We start from the raw sequence: 24,808 nt of genomic DNA on the forward strand, positions 1-24,808 counted from the left end.
AATTACAAATTAAATATTATTTATATAATGAGCTTATTTTACTAACAATTAATTATATGTTTATTAGTTATAATGAATATAAATTTTGGCAAGATTATTAATTAACTGAATGCTAAAATAAAAAGCCAAACAACGCCGTTTACTATTACTAAAGATTTCCTAAACTAACTTTGAATGGCCTAAAATAAATAAATTAATTTATTTAATAATACCGCAAACTACCCTTAAACCACCACCGCCTAATGTTTCTGGATGATCTGAATAATTATCTCCACCTTCATGGATTATTAATGCTCTATGCTTAATTTGACTTATTGATTTTAACCGCGGTGCTAAAATGGCATAGTCAGCACTACCATTAGCATTAACAACTAAACCCGGTAAATCACCTAAATGGCCGCTACTACTATATGGACCTTTATGTTGGGCTGTTTTATTAGGATCAAAATGGCCACCGGCTTTTCCTGCTGCGATTAACTTTCCATCTTTTTGCAAAGCATCACAACTAGGATATTCGTGAACATGGAAACCATGTATTCCAGGCGCTAATCCTTGTAATTTGGGGGTAAATAATAAACCAAATTTTGTTTCCGTAATCTTAATTTCACCTACCGATTGGCCGTTATCTTTTTTAGTAACTATGTTCATTGGAACTATCATTGTATTGGCTAGCGATGTTGCAGCAAAAAAAGTGCCCATAATTAGTAACATTTTCAATTTCATATATTAATCCAGGTTATGATTTGAAATAGCGACGATATATAAACTAAAAATTAGGCTACTGATTTCAGTAGCCTTGTTTAATTATAGAAAATAGATAAATTTTTATTTGTTTTTTTCTATCCATTTGCCATCGATATAAAATGCACTCCAGCCAGTGGCTTTACCATTTTTTTCTGAGGAAACATATTGTTGCTTAGTCTTACGACTAAATCTAACAATCGTTTTATTACCTTCAGGATCGACCGATGGCGCCAGGGTTAAATAGCTAAATTTAGCTGGCAGACGATCTTTAAAACGTATCAATTCTTCAACCAATGGTGCGCGGGTCTCTCTTGATTTTGGAAAAGTGTTAGCGGCTAAAAATATTCCCGCTGCCCCATCTCTTAATACAAAGTAAGCATCAGATTTTTCACAAACTAGTTCCGGCAATGGAATAGGATCTTCTTTAGGCGGAGCCACTTCACCACTCTTCAAGATCTTGCGAGTATTTTTACAAGCCTCATTGGTACAGCCCATATATTTTCCAAATCGACCCATCTTCAGATGCATTTCTGAGCCACATTTATCACATTCAATAATTGGCCCATCATAGCCTTTAATGCGAAATTCACCTTCTTCAACCTGATAACCATTACATACTGGATTATTCCCACATACATGTAATTTACGTTTATTATCAATAAGGTAGCTATCCATCGCGGTACCACATTTAGGGCATCGCCGGCGGGCTCGCAAAGCATGCGTTTCCACATCCTCTTCTTCTGCTACCAGGATATTTGATAATTCATCTTCAGGAATTAAATTAATGGTTTTTTTGCAGCACTCTTTTGCTGGTAAGCTGTAACCAGAGCATCCCAGAAAAACCCCCGTAGAAGCAGTTCTAATTCCCATTTGGCGGTGACAGTCAGGACATTCAATCGATGTTAATACCATCGGATTGGGGCGCATGCCACCTTCCTCGGGTGCTTTATTTGCGCTTTCTAGCTGTTCGGTAAAAGCAGCAAAAAACTCATCTAATACACTCTTCCACTCGATACGATCTTCTGCTATCAAGTCAAGCTGATCTTCCATTCGCGCAGTAAAATCATAGTCCATTAATTCACTAAAATTTTCATCTAACCGGTCAGTAACTATTTCACCTATTTTTTCAGCATAAAAACGGCGATTTTCAATTTTTACATAGCCCCGATCTTGGATAGTTGAAATAATAACCGGATAGGTTGATGGCCGGCCAATGCCACGTTTTTCAAGTTCTCTAACCAGGGAAGCTTCACCAAAACGTGCTGGAGGTTTAGTAAAGTGTTGGCTAGGACACAATTTATCCAATTCAAGCTGACTACCAACTTTGACCATAGGTAATATTTTATCTTCATCACCTTTGCGCAATGCTGGCATAACTTTAGTCCAACCATCAAAACGCAAAATACGCCCTTTAGCCTTTAACTCAAAATCTCCAGCTTTGACGGTTATTGTCGTTGAATCAAATTCAGCTGGTGTCATTTGACAAGCAACAAATTGGTTCCAAATCAGTTGATATAATCTTTTGGCATCCGCTTCCATCTCTTTTAGAGCATCAACACCAACATCAATATTAGAAGGACGAATAGCTTCATGTGCTTCCTGCGAACTTTTTTGATTGGTGTAAACATTCGCCTGTTTAGGCAGGTATTTGCTGCCAAATTTGTGGTCAATATAATTGCGAGCCATACTTAAAGCATCCTGACTTAAGTTAGTTGAGTCAGTACGCATATAGGTAATATAACCTGCTTCATAAAGACGCTGTGCCATCATCATGGTTTTTTTAACGCCAAAGCCAAGACGTGTACTTGCCGCTTGTTGCAGGGTTGAGGTAATAAAAGGGGCGCTGGGTTTACTAATTGTGGGCCGATCTTCACGATCTGACACCTGATAATAGGCATTTTTTAATAATCCAATAGCAGCATCAATTTGTGCTTTGGTGACGGGTTTAAAAGGCTTACCCTTTTCATGTGTCACTTCCATTCGAATTAATGCCGTATCTACGGTCAGTAACTCAGTATGCAGCTGCCAATACTCTTGTGGGACAAATGCTTTAATTTCCCGTTCCCGTTCTACAATCAGACGTACAGCGACTGACTGAACACGACCGGCAGAAAGGCCGCGAGCAATTTTTTTCCATAATAACGGTGAAACCATATAACCAACAACCCGATCTAAAAAACGCCGAGCTTGTTGAGCATTAACACGATCAATATTTAATTCACCAGGATTATCAAAAGCTTGCTTAATTGCATTTTTAGTAATTTCATTAAAAACTACTCGACTAAAGCGCTGATTATCACCGCCAATCACTTCTCGCAAATGCCAGGCAATTGCTTCCCCCTCACGATCGAGATCCGTTGCCAGATAGATATGCTCTGCGTCGGAAGCAAGCGATCTTAATTCAGCAACGACTTTTTCTTTGCCAGGTAAAATTTGATAATTGGCTTTCCACCCATGATATGGGTCAACTCCCATTCTATTTACAAGCGCCTCATGCTCATCTTTTTTTACTTTTTTAACCTTGTTGGCTGAGTTTGTATTCTTTTGTGAGCTGGAACCACCACTTTTTGGCAAATCACGTATATGCCCTACGCTACTTTTAACAACGTAGTTATTACCAAGGTATTTGTTGATAGTCTTGGCTTTTGCCGGGGACTCCACAATAACAAGAGCTTTACCCATAGTTATCTTTACCTAAAATATTGTCTAAGCGTACTGACTTTCCAGCCAGATGGAATGAAATCTCTTTTTATATTGCGTCAGATTCACAATATATCAACTTTTTTTTGCTTAAATACTTTGCCATAAAGATAAAAACCTTTGTTAATTCATACTGTAATCAGATTCAATAGTACAATTTTGTCAGCAAAACAATGACAAAAGTAAAGCATCATAAGTAATAAAAAGCCTACACTCTACCTGATAAAAAATGATGCGCAACCACTTATTTTATTCATAGGTATTGTTATGACAACAAAAACCACCTCAATAAGTTATGAATAGATTATAAAAAAAATCAATAAAATTATATAAAAAGTAGCAGAAATCTAGTTCAAACAGATATATAAATAAAATTTTCAGAAAGAAATTAATTTCCAAATAAAATAGCTTAGTAGTGTTGTATAAAATTGTTTGTCATGTTTTTAAGTGATTAATTAATATTTTATTTGCAATTAAATAATTAAGTTTTAACTATTACATTATAAAAATACCGGCTAAAAACGCCGGTATGTATTTCTTATTCATAATTTAAAGCAGTGGCCTCTGTCCTCTTTGCCACCAGCGTATTAACAACTTGTCTGCATTTTCTACCATGCTGCCCATTAAACGATCAATAAAACGTCTGGCCGGAGTATAAGTTACCTCAATAATTTCACGAGCATCAATTTGATTGATAATAATGTCATCACTAACGCCTATTTCATCAATTAATCCTTTTTCCTTTGCCTGGATACCATACCAATGCTCACCTGTTGCCACAGCATTAATATCAAGGGCCGGCCGTTTTTGATGCACAAAATCTTTAAATAGCTGATGTGTTTCATTTAAATCTTGTACAAACTTCTTACGTCCTTGCTCGGTATTTTCACCTAATAAAGTTAGTGTACGTTTATACTCTCCGGCTGTATGTAATTCTACATCAATATCCTTTTTCTTCAGTAATCGATGAAAATTGGGTACTTGCGCAACTACACCAATAGAGCCAATAATCGCAAAAGGAGCCGCCACAATACGATCGGCGACACAAGCCATCATATAACCGCCACTGGCTGCCACTTTATCCACCGAAGCAATTAATTTAAGGCCTTTTTCCCGTAAACGATTTAGTTGAGAGGCAGCTAAGCCATAGCCATGCACAACGCCACCTGGACTTTCAAGCCTAAGCAATACTTCATCTTTGTTATCAGCAATTGCTAAAATTGCAGTAATTTCTTCACGTAATGCATTGACTTCATGAGCATTCATGCTGCCTTTGAAATTAATTACAAAAAGACAAGGTTTTTTTAACGTTGTTTGACCAACTTTAGCATCCGATTTCTGTTTTTTTTCTTCAATTTTACGTTGTTTTTTATAGGTTTTTAACCAAATTTTATATTCAGCGTCACTCATCTTAACCTGTTGCATCTCACGCTGACGTTGACGATAAGCTTCACTTAAATCAATAAGTTTTAAATCACCTTTTTTGCTCTGTTTACGCTGTCCAAAACTAAAAATAACCAATGAAATCAATATAATAGCAACAACTACTGTTGCTATTTTAGCAACAAATAATCCATACGATGAAAGAAATTCCACAATTCTATCCTTCTTTACAGAATATAAACAATAGGGGTATTGTAACTAAAAACTTGATAAAGTGCTTATAGCTCTTATTAATAAATTTGAATAATCAAAAGTAGGAAAATATCATGCTACCTTACCAAGCTAAAGCTGATTTACTTAAGCAAAAAACCATTTTAATTACAGGCGCGGGCGATGGCATTGGACGTGATGCGGCATTAACTTATTCACGTTATGGCGCCAATCTTATTTTAGTCGGTAGAACAACCGCAAAACTAGAACAAGTCAAACAAGAAATTATTTCTAATAGCAAATTTACCCCTTTAGTCTCTATTTACACCCTTGATTTATTAACAATAACCGAATCACAATGCCATGAATTAGCAACTGACATTAGCCAACATTATCCCTATCTTGATGGTGTATTACATAACGCAAGCATATTAGGAAAAATTGCGCCGATTATTGATCAACCTATAAAACTTTGGCATGAAGTTATACAAATAAACGTTAACGCAACTTTTATGCTAACACAAGCCCTACTACCACTGCAGCTACAAGCACCAAATAGTTCCTTAATATTTACCACTTCAAGCGTCGGCAGACGAGGTCGAGCTAATTGGGGGGCCTATTCAGTTTCCAAATTCGCAACCGAAGGTCTAATGCAGGTATTATTTGATGAATATAAAGATACTAATTTACGTGTTAATTGCATTAATCCCGGTGGCACAAGAACGCAAATGAGAGCCAATGCTTTTCCTTCAGAGGATCCTATGCAACTAAAAACTCCACAAGAAATTATGCCGATATATCTTTATCTAATGGGAGAAGATAGTATTAAGGAATCAGGAGTAAGTTTTGATGCACAGCCTAATCGTAGGCCCGGTGTGGCAATTTAATATTTAGCTATAAAAACTAATCGCAATAAAAATTAATAATAAATGATATAACCAATTATCAAACAAAGTGACTGGTCAATTAATGAGCTTTATAGTTATTTACTGGGTGCTGCTTTAATATCCCTGCATTAAAAATCATATTTGTTTGATTGATAAAAGCAGAATACTCATCACGATCATGTTTATTCTGCCCTAAATGGAAAGTGCTATAAATTTTCGCCATATTGTAAATGTAGTGGTAATATTCATCATAGATTTGCGCTTTTGACTCTATATTACTGATGTTTTTAAAGTCATCAACAATTTCAACAATTCTATTAGCATAAGATTGTAAAGAATAATTATTAAAATTTGCAATTGGAAGTGCATATTCAAACGAATGCGTTATCGTGTTTTGTTCCTTTATTCCTTTATCAACAATATGAATATTATTAACTTTTGATCCTACTACTGACAAAAAATCAATAAACTCTTCTTTGGTAAAACATTTTGCTTTCACTTGACCTTCTAATTGTTTACTTTTATTCAAAGCGAAAACATTGAGAAAAGATGCGCCTATAGGGTAATCACATTTAAAAACATTATTATCAATAAATAAGGCATTACTACTTAGTATTGGACCCTGTACTTTTATTCCATCAACAACAATTTGATTATATTTCAAAGAGAATAATTGGTTAGAAATAATTTCTTTAAAAACCGAACTATAAGAATAATAATATTGCCGGGTAGGATTAATAATTCCCCCCTGGTTACCAGGGTAAATGATAAATTCAGTTTTTTGGCCAATGGGGTATTCAATCGTATGCTTGCCAGCTCGTAAATCAAGTTGTTTAATTTCACCCTGAACAAGTTTAACAGGTTGATTATCAATCTTAAAATAAAGGGCATCTTTATTATTATGACTAACGTAAAATTTCCCATCAGCAGAATGGGTTAATTGCGGCTCATCACAGCTTGCTAACAGCAATATAAATATGCTGCTAGCGATAATTTGCCCAAATTGTGGCATATAAAATTTCAACCTTCTAATCAAACTTAGCCTAATGAAAGTAGCCTATTCTAAGGATCATCTCAATTAAATTAAAAGTATTTATTTATATAGCGCTATTTTTATCTATTAAAAAAGCATTAGGCAGCTGAATTTGTCGACAATATTGCCTTTAATTTTATATTATCCTTTACGCGAAGATATATTACGCCCCCTGGCAGCCCCAGTTGCTCGTTTATTTGTTACTCGCATCGAAGAAACTTGTGTATGCCGTTTTACAGCACGACGGATCTGATTTGCTTTAATACGCCGTCTATCTTGCTCAACCGATATTTTACTGGCTGTTTCATCTGTAAGACCAACCAGTTGACGCAAATAATTAATCTGGGCTAAACCTAATTCCGTCCATCCTCCTCTGGGTAATCCCTTTGGTAAATAAATATCACCATAACGAACGCGGATCAGGCGGCTGACTTGTATGCCTACCGCTTCCCATAAACGCCTTACTTCACGATTACGGCCTTCCGTTAAAGTAACATTAAACCATTGATTCATGCCTTCTCCGCCACGAAACTTCAGTGTCTTAAAATTAGCTTCACCATCTTCAAGTTGAACACCTTTGGTTAATTGCCGAATTTTAGCATCATTAATTTCACCAAAAACACGAACTGCATATTCACGTTCAACCTCATGACGAGGATGCATCAAACGATTAGCCAGTTCCCCATCTGTGGTAAATAATAATAAACCACAGGTATTTACATCTAAGCGACCTATCGCAATCCAGCGAGAGCCGGTTAATTTAGGTAAGCGATCAAATACGGTTGGACGTCCTTCTGGATCATGATGAGTACATAATTCGCCTTCCGGCTTATAATAAGCCAAGATCCGACAAACTGTTTTCTCCGCTTCTTTGATTTTTAAAAGGTGACCATCTAAGCGAATTTTAGTGTTAGATTTAACTTCTATTCGGTCACCCAAGGTCGCTAATTGACCATCAACACTGATCCTACCGGATTGAATAAAACTTTCTATTTCCCTGCGCGATCCATAACCACAACGAGCAAGTACTTTTTGTAACTTTTCACTTTGCTGCTTTTTAACGCTCATAGCGTAAACCTCTTGTGTCACCTTCACAGGCGTCATAATTATAAAAATAACTAAAAAATAAACTGTGGTTATTATACACCGTTTTTCTATTAACCTCACCTGAAGCTTTTTTATTCAAATGGTATCGTGGAACCCATTCCAACTCGGATGATATTTGGCGTACTCTCTGTTAAATCAACTACAGTGGTTGGTTTTTCACTTAAATAACCACCATTTATAATCAAGTCAACTCGTTGACCAATTAAACTTTCTATCTCATCTGCTGAAGACTGAGCAAAATCTTCATCTGGCAATATTAAACTAGTCGATAGCAAAGGTTCGCCAATTCCGGCAAGCAGATCTCTGGCAATCGGATTATTGGGTAAACGTATGCCTATTGTTTTACGTTTTTTATTCATTATTCGACGTGGGACTTCTTTTGTTGCACGTAAAATAAAAGTGTAATGACCCGGTGTACTATTTTTAATCATTCTAAACACCTGATTATCTAGATAGGCATATTCAGCTATTTCAGATAAATCACGACACATTAGGGTAAAATTGTGGCGGGAATCCAATTGACGTAGGCGACAAATTTGCATAAGTGCGTTTTTATTATCTAACTTACAGCCAATTGCATAGCCGGAATCAGTCGGATAAACAATAATGCCACCTTTGTTTAATATTTCTATACATTGGTTAATTAATCTAGGTTGCGGATTTTGTGGGTGAATATGGAGAGATTGTCCCATGAATGTTCTCTATATATTTATTTAATCACTATATTATTTAATTAAACTTGAAAATTAAGTTATCAATATACCTAAGCTGCTTACTATATAATATTTAAGCCTAAACGATAATCCCAAATTTTTATTGCCAGGTTTGCCAAATCGGTGTAACACCCGCGGGTAACCAAAGATTTCTACCTAGCTCAGTCCAGGCACAGGGGCGATGAAAATCAGAACCGACCGAAGCATATAAATCATGTAGTCTAGCTAATTCAGTTAAATTTTTTCGTTCATCAGGCGATTGTTGGCATTGAGCAATTTCAATCGCATCACCCTGTTGCTGTTTAAAATATAAAACTAACTTTTTTTGCCATTTTGCTGATAGCGAGTAGCGCCCAGGATGTGCCAAGACGGCAACGCCTCCCGCTTGATGAATAACGTCTATTGCCTCACCAAGCTTACACCAATCAGCCGGGACGTAACCTGGTTTACCTCGGGTTAAATATTTTTTAAAAACATGGCCGATACTTTTTTGTTTCGCATAATCCATAATATAACGCGCAAAATGGCTACGTGTTACCTGTCCACCGGCAGCATAAGCTTTAGCATTTTGCCAGGCATCAGGAATACCGAATTTTTCTAATTTATAGCCTATTTTTTCCGCACGCAGGTTGCGCCGTGCGGTTTGCATTTCCAATAAATGTTTAAGACAGTTTGCATCCAGATTAATGTTAAGACCGACGATATGAATTTCAATTTTTTCCCAAATTGTGGAAATTTCAATACCGGCAATTAATGTTAGCGGCTTACTTTTTTCATTAATATACTGCCATGCTGGCAAAATTCCATTAACTGTATCGTGATCAGTGATAGCTAATACATCGACCCCCATTAATACCGCTCTGTCTACTAATTCTAAGGGGGTGAGATCACCATCAGAAGCTTTTGTGTGACTATGTAGATCATAAATAACAGACAGCTTCTCATTGTCGTGTGCCAAAGCTTTATCCTCATTTACAGCTGACGATTATAGAAAAAATTCATAGTGTGGCATAAATTACTTGACACAATCCGAATGATCTAGTTTACTAGTACGGTGGTTGGCGATAGCGCTAACCTATCATGACATATTGCGAGGAAGAACAAAAATGAGATTGGTATTTTTTATCATCAATAAAATCCGTTGGTGGCAAAACTCCCTTAAATCGGCGGTTTCTTCCTGCGCGTGAATTAATAACGCAACACCAGATCAAGACCCGCCATGAAGCGGGTTTTTTTATAGCCAATTAATATAATATGAAAGGCAACCAATATGGAAAACATAGCAGTCAATCAAACAACTTTTCGCATATTAGAAAATAAAATTAATTATCAGCCTGAAGTTTGTCTGTTATTTCATCATTTATGTAGCAATCGCCCAGGTACACTATTGTTAGAGTCCGCTACCGTTAATAATAAGCAAAATCTACAAAGTATCCTGATCGTTGATAGTGCATTACGAATTACCGCCAACCAACAGCAAGTTACTTTTGCCGCTCTTAGCCCTAATGGAAATGCACTATTAAGCCATATTTACACCGCTCTACCCAGTGAATTAGAAAAGAGCAAATCGGATGGTCAATTAGTAGTTAATTATCCCCCAATAGAGCCACACCTTGACGAAGATAGCCGGCTAAAAGCAACCTCATCCTTTGATGCGCTACGTTTGATTTATAATTTAGCTAAACGTAACACTATTGATGCAGATAAAATTCTGTTAGCGGGGTTATTCGCTTACGATTTAGTTGCTTATTTTGAAAATTTACCGCCAGTAGCAAAATCAAATCGCTGTCCTGATTACTGTCTCTATTTAGCTGAACATTATATTGTGATCGAGCACCAAAAACAGTCTGCAAAACTGATAAGCTGTCAATTTTTAACAAAACAATCTATTACTAATACGATATTAAACCGTCATCAAGCAATTATTACAGCCTGTCAGCAACCACTACTCCCCTTACCAATCGCAGCTGAGCTAGCAATACCTTTAGTAGTCAATAAAAATGATAATGAATATTGCCAGATTATTGAAAAACTAAAAAAATACATCTATCAAGGTGATATTTTTCAAGTAGTACCTTCACGTAAATTTATGTTGCCATGTACCGCACCTTTAAGCGCCTATCAACGCCTTACAATACAAAATCCCAGCCCTTACATGTTTTATATGCAGGATCAAGAATTTACCCTATTTGGTGCATCGCCTGAAAGCGCACTCAAATATGACGCCAAAAGTCGACAAATTGAAATATATCCAATCGCCGGAACTCGGCCAAGAGGACGTAATGAACTAGGCGAAATAGATGCTGATTTAGATAGTAAAATTGAACTGGCGCTGCGAACCGATCCGAAAGAACTGGCTGAACATATTATGTTAGTTGATTTGGCCCGCAATGACTTGGCGCGGATTTGTCAGCCGGGTAGTCGATATGTTGCCGACTTAACCTCTGTTGATCGTTATTCCCATGTTATGCACCTCGTTTCGCGGGTAGTTGGTAAATTAAGGGCTGATCTGGATATATTACATGCTTATCAAGCTTGTATGAATATGGGTACTTTAACTGGCGCGCCTAAAATCAAAGCAATGACACTTATTGCTGGCTATGAAAATGAAAATCGAGGCAGCTATGGTGGTGCAATTGGCTACTTTAAGGGCAGTGGAGATTTTGACTCCTGCATTGTTATTCGTGCTGCTTATATTGAAGACAATATTGCCACTATCCAAGTCGGTGCTGGCGTGGTATTAGATTCGGATCCGCAATCTGAAGCGGACGAGACGCGCAATAAAGCCCAGGCAGTTATCAACGCCATTATGCAATCTCAGCAAACCCAGGAGATCAGCTAATGGCTAATATTTTGCTACTTGATAATATTGATTCTTTTACTTATAACTTGGTCGATCAATTAAGAGTATTAGGTCATACAGTCACTATATATCGCAATACGCTGCCTAAAGCTATCATCGAGCACCAGCTTAAAATGATGACTCAGCCTGTACTAATGCTCTCTCCTGGCCCCGGTAGACCTGCCGATGCTGGCTGTATGCCTGCACTTTTGCCATCAGTACTAGGTCAAATACCCGTGATTGGTATTTGCCTTGGTCATCAAGCAATTATTGAAGCTTATGGCGGAAAAATTTCATGCGCTAAAGAGATCATGCACGGCAAATCATCATTAGCGATACATGATGATCAACTTATGTTCCGTGATCTGACAAATCCACTACCAATTGCACGTTACCATTCTCTGATTGGTGAAAAAATTCCTGCTAATTTGATCATTAATGCTCACTGCCAAGGTGCAGTAATGGCAGTACGGCATAACCAACATAAAGTCTGCGGATTTCAATTCCATCCCGAGTCAATTTTAACAACTGAGGGAACCTCTTTATTAACACAAACCCTATTATGGGCATTAAATTAAGGAGCAGCAAAATGCAATTTATTTTGGACAAATTATTTAATGCACAAATACTGACACAACAAGAAAGTCATTTACTTTTCAGCGCCATGATGCGAGGTGAATTAACGGAGCCTCAAGTAGCCGGTGCATTGATCAGCATGAAAATGCGCGGGGAAGCACCAAATGAAATTGTTGGTGCCGCGCTAGCTTGTTTAGAAAATGCGCAACCGTTTCCTCGACCTAATTACGATTTCTGCGATATCGTAGGTACTGGTGGCGATCACAGCAATAGTATTAATATTTCCACCGCCAGTGCCTTTGTTGCCGCCGAGTGTGGATTAAAAATTGCTAAACACGGCAATCGTAGTATTTCAAGTCGCTCCGGATCATCTGATTTATTGGCATCTTTCGGCATTCCTCTCGATATGCCGCCAAACTCAGCTCGGCGTGCTTTAGATGAGATCGGAATATGTTTTTTATTCGCACCACAATATCACCAAGGATTTCGCTATGCTGCACCGATTCGTCGTCAATTAAAAACGCGCACTCTATTTAATATCCTTGGCCCGCTAATCAATCCAGCTAAACCGCCAATTTCACTTATTGGTGTTTATGATCCTAAGCTAATTTTACCTATTGCTAAGACATTGCAATTAATAGGATATAAACGTGCTGCTGTTGTTCATAGTGGCGGTATGGATGAAGTTGCCTTACATGCCCCTATTCAAGTGGCTGAATTAAAACAAGATGAAATTTTAACTTATCAGCTAACGGCTCAAGATTTTGGCTTACCAACCTACTCTCTATCAGAATTAACTGGCGGTTCTGTTGATAAAAATTATCAACTTATTACCACATTGTTACAGGGTCACGGGAAGCCAGCCCATGCTAGCACCGTTGCTGCCAATGTCGCATTACTGATGAAGCTTAATAACCATGAAGATCTAAAAACCAATACCGATTTTGCTTTGCGGGTTATTGCTAGTGGAAAAGCCTATCAACGGTTAACCACATTAGCCAACAGGAGGAAGTTTCACTAATGCAAGCGACTATTTTACAAAAAATTATTGCAGATAAGGTGACATATTTAGCGGCAAGGAAATTAAAGCAACCATTAATTAGCTTTATTGGGCAAATTACGCCAAGTGAACGCCATTTTTATACTGCTCTTTCGCAAAGCTATCCGGCATTTATTCTGGAATGTAAAAAGGCTTCACCATCGAAAGGCATTATTCGTCATCACTTTGATCCTGTACAAATTGCTAAAGATTACCAACATTATGCAACAGCGATATCAGTGTTAACTGATGAAAAATATTTTCACGGCAGTTTTGATTACTTACGCCTGGTGAGTAACACTGTGCCACAACCAATTTTGTGCAAAGACTTTATTATTGATCCCTACCAAATCTATTTAGCTCGCTTTTACCAGGCTGACGCTATCTTATTGATGCTATCAATATTAGATGACCAGACCTATCAATCTTTAGCGGCACTGGCGAATAAATTAAAGATGGGCATTCTTACTGAAGTGAGTAACGAAGAAGAGCTAAAACGAGCGGTTAGGTTAAAAGCCAATATTGTCGGTATCAATAATAGTGATCTTCGCGATCTGTCAATTGATCTAAATCGCACTAAACAATTTGCCCCACAATTAGTCGGAAAAACATTAGTCATCAGTGAATCCGGTATTGATAGCCACCAACAAATTCGTCAACTCAGTAAACAAGTTAATGGTTTTTTGATCGGCAGCGCATTAATGGGGGAAGAAAATTTAATGTTAGCTATTCGTCGGCTAATTATTGGTGACAATAAAGTTTGTGGTCTCACTCGCCCACAAGATGCCCAAAGCGCTTATCAAGTTGGGGCGATTTATGGCGGTTTAATTTTTGCAGAAAAATCGCCACGCAAAGTTACACTTGAGCAAGCAAGAGCCGTTATAACCGCAGCCCCTCTTAACTATGTTGGCGTTTTTCAACACCAGGTAAATTCATTAATCGCTGAAATTAGTCATCAGTTAAATTTATTTGCCGTCCAGTTGCATGGTTATAAAACAGCTGCTGACATTCAGCAACTTCGTTCTTTATTACCCGCAAATTGCGAAATATGGCAAGCAGTTAATATGGCTCAATCACCACCTCGTTTCAACGCAAAAAATATCGATCGCTATTTACTTGATCATGGTGAAGGTGGCACAGGCAAAACTTTTGATTGGTCCAAATTACCTGAGAAACATCTTGATAAAATTATGTTAGCCGGTGGATTAAATGCGGACAACTGCCAACAAGCAGCTGCATTAGGCTGCTTAGGCCTTGATTTCAATTCTGGTGTTGAACAGCGGCCTGGCATAAAAAGTTGCCATAAATTACAGATTACCTTTGAAAAATTGTTTGATTATTTATAAGTGTAACAATCAAATTAACAATTTAACGATCAGAACAACGGAATAAAGTAATGAGTAAATTAAATCCCTATTTTGGCCAATTTGGTGGTCAATATGTGCCTGAAATTCTTATTCCCGCACTTAACGAACTGGAACAGGCTTTCATCGAAGCCCAGCAAGATGATACGTTTCAACAACAATTTCACGATCTATTACAAAATTACGCTGGCCGTCCCACCGCCTTAACGCTATGTCGCAATTTAACCATCGGTACTAAAACTAAACTTTATCTAAAACGAGAAGATCTATTACATGGCGGCGCCCATAAAACAAATCAAGTGTTAGGCCAGGCTTTATTAGCCAAACGGATGGGCAAAACTGAAATTATTGCAGAAACTGGCGCTGGACAACATGGCGTTGCTACAGCACTGGCTTGTGCATTACTTGGGCTAAAATGTCGCATCTATATGGGAGAGAAAGATGTCCAACGCCAATTGCCCAATGTATTTCGGATGCAATTATTGGGCGCTGAAGTTATTACGGTAAATAATGGCTCAGCAACCTTAAAAGACGCCTGCAATGAAGCCTTGAGAGATTGGTCAGCCAGTTATAGCAACACCCACTATTTACTTGGCACCGCAGCCGGGCCCCATCCCTATCCAACGCTAGTACGCGAGTTTCAACGTATGATTGGCCATGAAGCCAAAGCACAAATTTTAGCTAGAGAAGGACGACTACCCGATGCCGTAATTGCTTGCGTTGGCGGAGGCTCTAACGCTATCGGATTATTCACAGCGTTTAAATCAGAGCAAAATGTACGTCTAATTGGGGTTGAGCCAGCCGGTCTAGGTATCGACTCTGGTGCCCATGGTGCACCATTAAAACATGGTCGGCTTGGTATTTACTTTGGTATGAAATCTCATCTAATGCAAACCGATGAAGGCCAAATTAAAGAGTCTTATTCTATTTCTGCCGGGTTAGATTTTCCTTCAGTAGGACCAGAGCATGCTTATTTAAATAGTATTGGCCGTGCTGATTATGTCTCAATTACCGATGATGAAGCGTTGTCGGCATTTAAAAAACTGGCTAATCATGAAGGTATTATCCCAGCTTTAGAGTCGTCACACGCCCTGGCTTACGCCTTAAAAATGATTGAAGCAGAACCGGAAAAAGAACAACTACTGATTGTTAATATCTCCGGCCGTGGAGATAAAGATATTTTTACTGTACAGGCTATTTTGCAAGCCAAAGGAGAGATCTAATGGAGCGTTATCAGCAACTGTTTAACACCTTAAATGCTAAAAATCAGGCAGCATTCGTCCCATTCATCACCTTAGGCGATCCCAATGCAGAAATGTCATTAAAAATTATTGATACATTAATTGAAGCAAAAGCCGATGCATTAGAGATTGGTATCCCTTTTTCTGATCCATTGGCTGATGGTCCAACGATTCAAAAGGCCAATTTACGCGCACTTAATGCCAACATCACACCAACATCCTGTTTTGAGTTATTAGCACAGATCCGCAAAAAGCACCCTTTGATTCCTATTGGCTTATTAGTTTATGCAAATCTGATTTTTAACTATGGTATTGATAACTTTTACGCTCAATGTCAGAATGCCGGCATCGATTCCGTTTTAATCGCCGATGTACCGATGAATGAGTCCCTGCCATTTCGCACTTCAGCGTTGCAACATAATATTGCACCAATATTTATTTGTCCTCCTAATGCTGATGACGATCTTCTACGCCAAATTGCTTTATATGGTCGTGGCTATACTTATCTACTCTCGCGTTCAGGTGTAACAGGCACAGAAAAAAAAGCCAATATTCCTGCTAGCCAGTTATTAACCAAGCTACAAGCCTACCATGCCGCCCCACCACTGTTAGGTTTTGGTATTGCTAAACCAAAACAAGTCACTGAAGCAATCAAAAATGGGGTAGTTGGCGCAATATCTGGCTCTGCGGTTGTAAAATTAATTGAAATTCATCATCAGCAATCTGATATATTACTGGCCAAATTACAACAGTTTGTTTCACAGATGAAAATGGCTACGCAAAAATAGTCAATTTAAAGCTAGCGAAAAATGGTAGTTTGTCTTGCTATTTTGTAATTACTAATTATCGATTCTAATAAACTATTGTAATTAACAAGTCGCTATCGATATCAGCTATTCATTTGTAATTTATTTATATTTCATCAATAATCAGTATATTGACTGCGATGAAATTTTCATTTAGCACTCATATACGATAAATAAAAATAACCCTCGTATTAATGGAGAATTGAATAATGAAATATCTTAAATCAATGACAGCGCTCTGTACCGTGCTATTTATGGCATTATTCCTTTCTGCTTGTGCTCCAACAGCAAAAACAGAAGGAACTGGTGGATATATTGATGATACGGTTATTACAACTAAAGTGAAGACAGCATTATTGGCAGAAAAAAACTTGAAATCAACGCAAATCAATGTTGAAACCTTTAAAGGTCGTGTGCAATTGAGCGGTTTTGTCAGTTCGCGTGCCGACGCTCAGCGTGCAATTCAAGTAACACAAGGTGTAGCAGGTGTACAATCAGTTATTGATTCGATGAAAATACGATGATTGTTTTACTTTTCAGCCCCCAATATAGGGGCTGAAATAAATAGAATTTATCGCTATTGGCTCCTCAAATCAGATAATAAAATAATCGCTTTTATCACCATAAAGTCATTACTATATCAATTATTAAAACCAATCATTACATTGTTATATTCAAAATTACTATAATATAAATATCACTCTATTTTTAGTATTTTATCCTTACTTATAAAATAACTACAAAATTTACTGATATAGCAATAGCTTTACCATAGAAAAGCTATACGCTCTCTTCACTGTCAGTTACAATATACAATTAAAATGTGATGATAAAAACCAGTTATAGGAGCAGTTTTCATGTCCATTACGGCCAACTCACTTATCAGCGATAGCTTTAATTTTTTTAAAAATCAGCTGAGCGGCCTTTTTATCCTGTCATTCATTTCAGCTACCATCAGTCCAATACTTTATTATTTTCTGGTTCCCATCGATGAAATGGCAACCATTGTCAAAACCCTTGGTGGTCAAAATGACTCAACTTCACTTTTATCCTGGGTAAGTCAATTATCTGATGAAGAAAAATCGATAATGATGAGAGTCTCACTACTCTCATTGGCTGCGGTTTTTATCGGATTAATATTATTAGTTTCTTCAGTAGTTACTTATTTGTCAGAACTCAGTACCGGCAATAGCATCAGTGCAGGGCAAGCTTTTATGCTTTCATTACGTATCTTACCTAACATGTTAATTTTGTTAGTTGTATGCACAATTATAATTTATTTTGGCTTTATGCTATTCATCTTACCCGGTATCATTTTAGCTATCGGTTTTTCCTTATCACCCATCATCTTAATAACCGTCAAAAACGTTATGCCGCTACGAGCCATGAGTCAAAGTTGGAAAATAGCATTTCGTCATTGGTGGTTAATTCTAGCAATTTTATTACTTTGGCTAGCATTGCAAATGTTACTCACTATGCTACTTGGACAATTTCGTTTTTTACCGAGTATGGTGAATAATATTATCTCTTTTACATTGAATAATTTACTTACCTCTTTTACATTGATCTATTTTTTCCGCCTTTACATGTTAGTTGGAAAAACAACAAATTAACCAAATAAAAATACCACGGCTATTATTTACCATTAGATGGCGTGGTAAAAATTTACTATTAACTTAAACAATTAAACATTAATTACAGAACCAACGTGCTGACTCAAAATTGCACTGTATTGGTAATAACAAGTTAATTACTTCAATATATTAATAGTGAATTTTATTGCTCAGTAGATAATTTTATTGACAAAAATATACACCTACTCACTGTGTAACATTATTATCAAATAAGGTAATATAATATAAAACAAATTGGCAATAGGATATTTTATAATTTATTAATCAAATAATTATAAAAATTCATATTTACTCGAAAAGGATCAGGATAAGCGCCCTCATGAGACAACTATTAGATTTTATTCCTCTCATTGTTTTCTTTATTGTATATAAAAAAGTAGATATTTTTTACGCATCTGGCGCATTAATGATTGCCACCGCTTTATCGATGCTGGCCATTTATCTTATCTACAAAAAAATTGAAAAAAGTTCGTTAATTACTTTAGTCATCGTGATCATTTTTGGTGGACTGACGTTGATTTTCCACAGTGATCTTTTTATTAAATGGAAAGTGACAGTTATTTACGCTATTTTTTCATTAGCACTGTTAGTCAGCCAATATTTTACCCAAAAACCATTAATCCAGAGAATGCTGGGTAAAGAGATCCATTTAGCTGATGAGATTTGGCATAAATTAAATTTATCATGGGCAATCTTTTTTGCTATCTGTGCACTAGTAAATATTTATGTTGCCTTTTGGCTACCTCAGGATGTCTGGGTTAACTTTAAAGTTTTTGGTTTGACCGCGGTCACACTAATATTTACAATACTTAGCATGGTGTATATCTATAAACATCTACCGAAAGAACAAAAGTAATTAATATGATAACAACGGATACCTACTTCCAGCAGGTATATTGTGGCAAATAACAGAAGTAAATTTTTCATGACACAACAACAATTACCACAAGGAGAATTAGTTCTCCGTACATTAGCAATGCCGGCCGATACAAATGCTAATGGTGATATATTCGGCGGATGGCTAATGTCACAAATGGATATTGGCGGTGCAATTTTAGCAAAAGAAATTGCACTTGGTCGTGTTGTTACTGTCGCCGTCAATGGGATCACGTTCCAAAAACCAGTCTCAGTCGGCGATGTAATTTGTTGTTATGCTCGCTGCATTAAAACAGGTAACACCTCTATTACCATCAATATTGAAGTTTGGGTCAAGAAAGTTTCCAGTGAGCCAGTAGGCCAACGTTATCGAGCCACCGAAGCCATTTTCACTTATGTTGCTGTTAATGAGGATAATTCTCCCCGTTGTTTACCTGAAGAAAAACGTCATTACCAATTATCTAACTCTGATAACGTATCTCCCAATTAATCTATTTTTAAAGGCCAATTTACCATGGCCTTTAAGCAAGCTTTATGACTAAAGCAATTTAAGAAAGATTAATTGAACCATCGATTTTAAACAGGAATGTCTTTTTCAATCCCTTAGCCGGAATTTTTTCATAATACCAACGATTCATTGCCCGCTTAACTTCACGTTCGAACAAACCTCTAGGTGATGAATCAACTACTTCTAAGTTAACAACTCTACCATTTTCATCAATATCATATAGAACATTAACATAACCTTCTTTACCGAGTTTACGAGCGCGATCAGGGTAATCTGGATGTTGAATTCTTAATGCTCTGGGGCCATCTATAGCAATTGATGAGGAAGCTATTTGATTAGTCTGCTGATTGTTATTAACACCAACATGATCATCGCTTGCTAATTTGCTCACGACATTAGCTTGTGATTGATTTGACTGTTCGGTAATAGTTTTTTTAATATGATTTTCTACTAACGGCTTAGATTTAGAATTTTGTTTAACGATCGATTTTTTTGGCGTGACCTTTTTTTTCATAGGTAACGCCAGTTTGGCTTCAACATCAGGCTCTATTTTAGGCGCGATTTCCGTTACTGGCTGTTTAACATTTACCGACTGGCTAATACCACTAGGTGCAGCTAAAGCGACCATGGTTACTGACATAGATTCAGCTGAGGAAGCTGATAATGTAGGCTGAAATAAAAACCAAGATACCGCTAACGAAGCATGAAGGAATAATGATAAAACAATAAATGATGCCGAACGGATCCAACGCATGAGAAAATTCTTTCTTAAAATAAGCAAATTAAATAAGCTCTATTCTAAATGCAAATAGCAATCATATTCAATAAGGATAGCCTGCTAAGTTTAAAAAAGTATCTTGTTGACGATAAAATTAGCTAATGATCTAGTTTTTTATTAGGGCACCTCGAAAAACTCGAAATCTTCAATGGCTCTCCGGCTTGTCTCTAAATAATTAGATGTTTTTTGATCCCCCCGCTACTAATCCTACCGTCCATTGCCATGGACAGTGTCATTTTGTCCATTCTGGGCGTTAAAAAGCTAAGATGCCGGTACGCTGGAAGTACGCCAACCGCTTTAGGTTGTAACATGCTGCCATCATCGTCATGGCAAAATTAGCGCGCACTTGCCCAATGGTACGGATCAGTTTTCTACCCATTTGTTCCATCGCCGCGAATGCATGTTCAACCCGTGCCCTAATCTTTGCAATCCGGTGGTTGCGCCCTTGCTGAGTCTTGGACAACGGTTTATTTCGATGGCCTTTACGCTGAATCTGGCTCCTATAGCCGTTTGCCTTGAGCCAAGCTTCCCGTTCCGCAGAGGGATAGCCTCGGTCGGCGTAGATATTACGGTTGGTGTTGGCCTTGTCGATGACCCTCTCGAAATGCTGACTGTCGTGAGTGCTGGCCGTATCGGTGACGATTTTTCTGATGAACTTGTACTTCTTGTCCATGTTCACAGAAAGCTTATAGCCATAATGGCTCTTACCGTGTTTTTAGTCCACGTGGCGTCTAAATCTTTTTGCCGCCGCTTGGTTGGTTTCCAATGAGCAGGTATCGCTTCCTGCTTGAGTTGCTCCTTTTCGTCCTTCGTGAACGACTGCTTCGGAGCAGGTACCAAGGTGGCATCGATGATTTGGCCTCCCCGAGCTATAAAGCCTTTCTTCAAAAGCTGTGAGGTTACACCATCGAAAATGGCTTTAGCACCAGCTTCACCGATCCTGTTCTCGAACGTCCACACAGTGGTACGGTCAGGTATATTGATGGCATGGAGCAACCCACAGAAACGCTTGAAGCTCATTCTGTCCAAAAGCTGGTACTCCATCTGCTCGTCAGACAGGTTGTAGATACGCTTTAGAACTAAAATGCGAACCATGGTCTCGGTTGGAAATGGTGGACGTCCTCCTTTTTTGCTGACAGGGCGTGGTACCACATGGTCGATTTCCGCTGCCAGATGCGCAAAGTCTATACAGGTTTCGATCTTGACCAGAGGGTCGACCAACTGGTCAATCGTCTGTAGGTGATACTGGTCTGCAAGGAGGTCATACTTAATGGCGTTTCTTTTCTGCATGGTGGTCAGGGCAATAGGTCAGTTTTCGATAATTTTATCTGCGAAATCAAACTCTGGTTAGGTTTTTCGAGGTGCCCATTAATGATATCAACATAGTAATCCATAAAAGCAAACCAATTATTAACATATTTAATTTATTTAAAGTAACCAAGCTTAGAATTTGAAGTGTATAATAATAAGTGACTATTTAATCTGACAAATTAACATTCATGGATATAGCAAAAAAAATATAAAAATAATTAAAATATTCATAAAATACATTAAATTACTTTTACTTAAGCTAAAAATCGTACTTTTCATATTCATAACAAATTTTATTTTGCTATAGTGAATAACCAGATAATCAATAATATCGAACCAACTCTAAGATAGGAACATCTTTGCCTATGGCAACCCTCTATATACTATTAAACTGGGCTGTGCTTTTTCTGTACTGGTTAATGATTGCCACGGTTACTATACGCATTTTATTAAAACGCCGTCCGGTGACTTCTGCCCTAGCCTGGCTATTGATTATTTACATCATCCCACTAGTTGGCGTTATTGCTTATCTGGCTTTTGGTGAGTTACACCTTGGCAAGCGACGAGTAATTAAAGCAAAGAATATGTGGCCTTCAGTCGAAACCTGGCTTGAAAAACTCAAACAATCTAAACATATTTTTTGCAAAAACAATAGCCGAGTGGCAGAACCTTTATTTGAACTCTGCGAAAAAAGACAAGGAATTGGCGGCGTTAAAGGAAATAAAATTCAACTTTTAACCAATTATCAAGACGCTTTAAATACCATTATACGCGATATTAATTCAGCCTATTACAATATCGAAATGGTATTTTATATTTGGCAAGACGGAGGGTTAGTTGATGAGGTTACCGAAGCTCTGATCAATGCAGCAAAACGTGGTGTAAAATGCCGAATTATGATTGACTCTGCCGGTAGCTGGTCTTTTTTTCACAGCCATCAACCAAAAAAAATGCGTAAAGCCGGAATAGAACTAATAGAATCACTAAAAGTAAATTTGTTCCGCTTTTTTCTACGACGAATGGATCTACGCCAACATAGAAAAATAATTATTATTGATAATTATATTTCCTATGTTGGTAGTATGAATATGGTTGACCCTCGCTTTTTTAAGCAAAATGCCGGTGTGGGACAATGGGTAGATATTGTTGTTCGGATGGAAGGACCAGTCTCAACAACCCTTGGCATTGTTTATGCATTTGATTGGGAAATGGAAACCGGTCAACGCATTCTTCCTCCTCCTCCAGACACCAATATTATGCCGTTTGAACAAGCTACTGGACATACAACTCAAGTCATTGCTTCAGGGCCTGGCTTTCCGGAAGAATTAATCCAGCAATCTTTAATGACCGCAATTTTTTCTGCCCGCAAACAGCTGATCCTTACCACACCCTACTTTGTTCCCAGTGATGATCTCATCCATGCTATTTGCACTGCAGCGATGCGGGGTGTCGAAGTGTTAATGGTCATTCCTAATCGGAATAATTCTTTTTTAGTTCGTTGGGCAAGTCGGGCGTTTTACTCTGAATTGTTAGAAGCAGGCGTTAAGATCTATCAGTTCAATGATGGGCTTTTGCATACTAAAAGCCTATCTGTTGATGGTGAGTTAAGCTTAATTGGGTCTGTTAATCTAGACATGAGAAGCCTTTGGCTTAATTTTGAAATTACTGTTGTAATTGATGATAAAAGCTTTGGTAGCGATCTAATATTAGTTCAATATGATTACATTGCTCGCTCTACACCTTTGATGCAGAAGAATTGGAATAAGCGCCCATTATGGAACTGTGTTATCGAACGTATTTGCTATTTTTTTAGTCCATTATTGTAATATTTTTATAAAATTATCAGCGCCAAAAATTATTTTTGTTAAATTAAGCCAATACTAATAAATCAACCAATAACATTTATTTCCCATAATTGTCAGATAATGATATTCATATATACACCTTATTTATAAAAATAAGGCTAATTTTTATAAATTATGCTGCACATAGTTAATAACAAAATTAATTCATTGGGCAGATTTCCAGCACCATAACTTGCCTTTATTTATTATAATCAAGCGGATTAGCTAACAGGAAAAATTTCAATTTTAAATTATTAATCACCCTATTAGACCATAAATTAAAATGGATATTGCTATTGCGGTCCTTAGTAAAAAAGTGTTTTTTAGCCTATAGAAATTGATTTTATGATGGATTAATAATTCATAAAACTTACAATTATTAGATAAATAAATTTATTAATATAGGTTTTATGACAATGTCAATATCCCAAAATTTTATAAATACGTTATAAATATCAATGAGTTATGATGTTATTGCTCGTTTAAAGTAATCCGGGGAAAACAGATTTAGTGCCTGTAATGATAAACTCAATTCCAAGTGACATTAATAATAATCCCATAATACGAGTAATAACATTAATTCCCGTTTGACCTAAATATTTAACGAGAATTGTTGCTGAGCGAAAAAGTAACCAACAACACAAAGCAAAAAAGATACACGTTAGCGATAGACCAACTAAATTTTGCCATCCTAACCAACGAGAAGACCAGACAATACATGAACTAATTGCTCCAGGCCCTGCCATTAATGGTAATGCTAAAGGAACAACTCCAATACTATCACGAATGGCAGTTTCTGATTTTTCCTGTTTATTCTGCTTATCTTCACCTATTCGACCACTAATCATAGACATAGCAATGGCTGCAATAACTATTCCGCCAGCAATATGGAAAGAATCAATAGAGATACCAAATAATTTTAAAAAAACCTCTCCCACCAATAACGAAATACATAAAATAATTGCCACAGAAAAATTAGCCACTAAATTAGTGCGGTTTCTTTCTGCCACAGATTGATAATTAGTCATACTAATAAATACAGGCAAAATTCCTATCGGATTAACTAACGCAAAAAGACCTAAAAAAAACTTAATATAATTAGGAAGATCCAGTAAAGTACCAACCACAATTGAGTCCCTCAATCAAATATTATCGCTTAGCTAAAAATTAATTATTCAAAACAAATAATGTTTAGCCTAACAGGAAAAACAC

At 37.2% G+C, this 24,808-nt stretch carries 21 protein-coding genes, 1 pseudogene and 1 other annotated feature; of the genes and pseudogenes, 12 read left to right on the forward strand and 10 right to left on the reverse strand.

From position 1 onward, the window contains the following. Nucleotides 1-198: 198 nt before the first annotated feature. The 3 genes from sodC to sohB form a co-directional block, all read right to left on the reverse strand. The gene (gene sodC / locus WH390_RS06440; protein WP_032115004.1) at nucleotides 199-723 is read right to left on the reverse strand and encodes a superoxide dismutase family protein; all 525 of its coding nucleotides are present in this window, start codon (nucleotides 721-723) and stop codon (nucleotides 199-201) included. 102 nt (nucleotides 724-825) lie between these two features. After that, nucleotides 826-3,426, reverse strand: a complete 2,601-nt coding sequence (topA, locus tag WH390_RS06445; RefSeq protein WP_032115003.1) for a type I DNA topoisomerase — start codon at nucleotides 3,424-3,426, stop codon at nucleotides 826-828. Between the two features lie 567 nt (nucleotides 3,427-3,993). Beyond that, nucleotides 3,994-5,040 carry a protease SohB gene (sohB, locus tag WH390_RS06450; protein ID WP_032115002.1) on the reverse strand — a complete coding sequence of 349 codons (1,047 nt, stop codon included), beginning with the start codon at nucleotides 5,038-5,040 and terminating at the stop codon, nucleotides 3,994-3,996. 113 nt (nucleotides 5,041-5,153) lie between these two features. Here sohB and WH390_RS06455 point away from each other — a divergent pair, with 113 nt between their 5' ends. Next, complete coding sequence (locus WH390_RS06455; RefSeq protein WP_032115001.1) at nucleotides 5,154-5,924, forward strand: YciK family oxidoreductase; 771 nt, start codon at nucleotides 5,154-5,156, stop codon at nucleotides 5,922-5,924. Nucleotides 5,925-6,003: 79 nt separating this feature from the next. Here the strand turns inward: WH390_RS06455 and WH390_RS06460 are convergent, their stop codons facing one another. The 4 genes from WH390_RS06460 to rnm form a co-directional block, all read right to left on the reverse strand. Continuing rightward, the gene (locus tag WH390_RS06460; RefSeq protein ID WP_032115000.1) at nucleotides 6,004-6,936 is read right to left on the reverse strand and encodes a hypothetical protein; all 933 of its coding nucleotides are present in this window, start codon (nucleotides 6,934-6,936) and stop codon (nucleotides 6,004-6,006) included. Nucleotides 6,937-7,098: 162 nt separating this feature from the next. Next, on the reverse strand, nucleotides 7,099-8,025 hold the full coding sequence (gene rluB, locus WH390_RS06465) for a 23S rRNA pseudouridine(2605) synthase RluB (RefSeq protein ID WP_032114999.1): 927 nt from the start codon (nucleotides 8,023-8,025) through the stop codon (nucleotides 7,099-7,101). A 110-nt stretch (nucleotides 8,026-8,135) separates the two neighbouring features. After that, entirely contained in the window at nucleotides 8,136-8,756 is a 621-nt protein-coding gene (locus WH390_RS06470) for an L-threonylcarbamoyladenylate synthase (protein WP_032114998.1), read from the reverse strand. Nucleotides 8,757-8,877: 121 nt separating this feature from the next. After that, nucleotides 8,878-9,735 carry an RNase RNM gene (rnm, locus tag WH390_RS06475; protein WP_032114997.1) on the reverse strand — a complete coding sequence of 286 codons (858 nt, stop codon included), beginning with the start codon at nucleotides 9,733-9,735 and terminating at the stop codon, nucleotides 8,878-8,880. A 178-nt stretch (nucleotides 9,736-9,913) separates the two neighbouring features. Beyond that, nucleotides 9,914-10,015: a sequence feature (Trp leader region), on the forward strand. Between the two features lie 32 nt (nucleotides 10,016-10,047). On the opposite strand from rnm, the gene WH390_RS06480 reads away from it, so the two are divergent. The 10 genes from WH390_RS06480 to yciA all read left to right on the forward strand — a co-directional run bounded on the left by WH390_RS06480 (nucleotide 10,048) and on the right by yciA (nucleotide 19,645). Continuing rightward, nucleotides 10,048-11,619, forward strand: a complete 1,572-nt coding sequence (locus WH390_RS06480) for an anthranilate synthase component 1 (protein ID WP_032114996.1) — start codon at nucleotides 10,048-10,050, stop codon at nucleotides 11,617-11,619. Beyond that, nucleotides 11,619-12,197: a glutamine amidotransferase-related protein gene (locus WH390_RS06485; RefSeq protein WP_032114995.1), complete on the forward strand. Its 579-nt coding sequence runs from the start codon at nucleotides 11,619-11,621 to the stop codon at nucleotides 12,195-12,197. Before WH390_RS06480 ends, WH390_RS06485 begins: the two co-directional genes overlap by 1 nt. An 11-nt stretch (nucleotides 12,198-12,208) precedes the next feature. Continuing rightward, nucleotides 12,209-13,216 (forward strand): anthranilate phosphoribosyltransferase, encoded by a 1,008-nt coding sequence (gene trpD, locus WH390_RS06490; RefSeq protein ID WP_032114994.1) that lies wholly within the window; start codon nucleotides 12,209-12,211, stop codon nucleotides 13,214-13,216. Continuing rightward, entirely contained in the window at nucleotides 13,216-14,580 is a 1,365-nt protein-coding gene (trpCF, locus tag WH390_RS06495; protein ID WP_032114993.1) for a bifunctional indole-3-glycerol-phosphate synthase TrpC/phosphoribosylanthranilate isomerase TrpF, read from the forward strand. The genes trpD and trpCF overlap by 1 nt, the downstream gene beginning before the upstream one ends. Nucleotides 14,581-14,630: 50 nt before the next feature. Then, nucleotides 14,631-15,821, forward strand: a complete 1,191-nt coding sequence (gene trpB, locus WH390_RS06500) for a tryptophan synthase subunit beta (protein WP_032114992.1) — start codon at nucleotides 14,631-14,633, stop codon at nucleotides 15,819-15,821. Then, on the forward strand, nucleotides 15,821-16,627 hold the full coding sequence (trpA, locus tag WH390_RS06505; protein WP_032114991.1) for a tryptophan synthase subunit alpha: 807 nt from the start codon (nucleotides 15,821-15,823) through the stop codon (nucleotides 16,625-16,627). Before trpB ends, trpA begins: the two co-directional genes overlap by 1 nt. A 227-nt stretch (nucleotides 16,628-16,854) precedes the next feature. Then, nucleotides 16,855-17,169 (forward strand): BON domain-containing protein, encoded by a 315-nt coding sequence (locus tag WH390_RS06510; RefSeq protein WP_032114990.1) that lies wholly within the window; start codon nucleotides 16,855-16,857, stop codon nucleotides 17,167-17,169. Between the two features lie 333 nt (nucleotides 17,170-17,502). Continuing rightward, entirely contained in the window at nucleotides 17,503-18,258 is a 756-nt protein-coding gene (locus WH390_RS06515) for a YciC family protein (protein ID WP_406850707.1), read from the forward strand. Nucleotides 18,259-18,598: 340 nt separating this feature from the next. After that, nucleotides 18,599-19,135, forward strand: a complete 537-nt coding sequence (locus WH390_RS06520) for a septation protein A (protein WP_032114988.1) — start codon at nucleotides 18,599-18,601, stop codon at nucleotides 19,133-19,135. Nucleotides 19,136-19,204: 69 nt separating this feature from the next. Beyond that, nucleotides 19,205-19,645 (forward strand): acyl-CoA thioester hydrolase YciA, encoded by a 441-nt coding sequence (yciA, locus tag WH390_RS06525; RefSeq protein WP_032114987.1) that lies wholly within the window; start codon nucleotides 19,205-19,207, stop codon nucleotides 19,643-19,645. Nucleotides 19,646-19,703: 58 nt separating this feature from the next. Here the strand turns inward: yciA and WH390_RS06530 are convergent, their stop codons facing one another. Next, the gene (locus WH390_RS06530) at nucleotides 19,704-20,417 is read right to left on the reverse strand and encodes a TonB family protein (RefSeq protein WP_032114986.1); all 714 of its coding nucleotides are present in this window, start codon (nucleotides 20,415-20,417) and stop codon (nucleotides 19,704-19,706) included. Between the two features lie 277 nt (nucleotides 20,418-20,694). Continuing rightward, a pseudogene (locus WH390_RS06535) lies at nucleotides 20,695-21,731 on the reverse strand (IS5 family transposase). Nucleotides 21,732-22,117: 386 nt separating this feature from the next. Between WH390_RS06535 and cls the strand changes: the two are divergent. Beyond that, complete coding sequence (gene cls, locus WH390_RS06540; protein ID WP_032114984.1) at nucleotides 22,118-23,578, forward strand: cardiolipin synthase; 1,461 nt, start codon at nucleotides 22,118-22,120, stop codon at nucleotides 23,576-23,578. Nucleotides 23,579-24,078: 500 nt separating this feature from the next. Here the strand turns inward: cls and WH390_RS06545 are convergent, their stop codons facing one another. Further along, complete coding sequence (locus WH390_RS06545; RefSeq protein ID WP_032114983.1) at nucleotides 24,079-24,723, reverse strand: YchE family NAAT transporter; 645 nt, start codon at nucleotides 24,721-24,723, stop codon at nucleotides 24,079-24,081. Nucleotides 24,724-24,808: the final 85 nt, after the last annotated feature.

Origin of the sequence: Candidatus Arsenophonus nilaparvatae (genome assembly GCF_045346035.1) — a bacterium.
GTDB lineage: Bacteria > Pseudomonadota > Gammaproteobacteria > Enterobacterales > Enterobacteriaceae > Arsenophonus > Arsenophonus nilaparvatae.

Excerpts from the sequence above, each read along its gene's own strand:
- rluB (WP_032114999.1), bottom strand. The coding sequence starts at position 8,025 with ATGAGCGTTAAAAAGCAGCAAAGTGAAAAGTTACAAAAAGTACTTGCT.
- WH390_RS06470 (WP_032114998.1), bottom strand. The coding sequence starts at position 8,756 with ATGGGACAATCTCTCCATATTCACCCACAAAATCCGCAACCTAGATTA.
- trpB (WP_032114992.1), top strand. The coding sequence starts at position 14,631 with ATGAGTAAATTAAATCCCTATTTTGGCCAATTTGGTGGTCAATATGTG.
- WH390_RS06510 (WP_032114990.1), top strand. The coding sequence starts at position 16,855 with ATGAAATATCTTAAATCAATGACAGCGCTCTGTACCGTGCTATTTATG.
- WH390_RS06460 (WP_032115000.1), bottom strand. The coding sequence starts at position 6,936 with ATGCCACAATTTGGGCAAATTATCGCTAGCAGCATATTTATATTGCTG.
- WH390_RS06530 (WP_032114986.1), bottom strand. The coding sequence starts at position 20,417 with ATGCGTTGGATCCGTTCGGCATCATTTATTGTTTTATCATTATTCCTT.
- cls (WP_032114984.1), top strand. The coding sequence starts at position 22,118 with ATGGCAACCCTCTATATACTATTAAACTGGGCTGTGCTTTTTCTGTAC.
- trpD (WP_032114994.1), top strand. The coding sequence starts at position 12,209 with ATGCAATTTATTTTGGACAAATTATTTAATGCACAAATACTGACACAA.
- WH390_RS06515 (WP_406850707.1), top strand. The coding sequence starts at position 17,503 with ATGTCCATTACGGCCAACTCACTTATCAGCGATAGCTTTAATTTTTTT.
- trpCF (WP_032114993.1), top strand. The coding sequence starts at position 13,216 with ATGCAAGCGACTATTTTACAAAAAATTATTGCAGATAAGGTGACATAT.
- WH390_RS06480 (WP_032114996.1), top strand. The coding sequence starts at position 10,048 with ATGGAAAACATAGCAGTCAATCAAACAACTTTTCGCATATTAGAAAAT.
- WH390_RS06455 (WP_032115001.1), top strand. The coding sequence starts at position 5,154 with ATGCTACCTTACCAAGCTAAAGCTGATTTACTTAAGCAAAAAACCATT.
- trpA (WP_032114991.1), top strand. The coding sequence starts at position 15,821 with ATGGAGCGTTATCAGCAACTGTTTAACACCTTAAATGCTAAAAATCAG.
- WH390_RS06485 (WP_032114995.1), top strand. The coding sequence starts at position 11,619 with ATGGCTAATATTTTGCTACTTGATAATATTGATTCTTTTACTTATAAC.
- WH390_RS06520 (WP_032114988.1), top strand. The coding sequence starts at position 18,599 with ATGAGACAACTATTAGATTTTATTCCTCTCATTGTTTTCTTTATTGTA.
- topA (WP_032115003.1), bottom strand. The coding sequence starts at position 3,426 with ATGGGTAAAGCTCTTGTTATTGTGGAGTCCCCGGCAAAAGCCAAGACT.
- yciA (WP_032114987.1), top strand. The coding sequence starts at position 19,205 with ATGACACAACAACAATTACCACAAGGAGAATTAGTTCTCCGTACATTA.
- sodC (WP_032115004.1), bottom strand. The coding sequence starts at position 723 with ATGAAATTGAAAATGTTACTAATTATGGGCACTTTTTTTGCTGCAACA.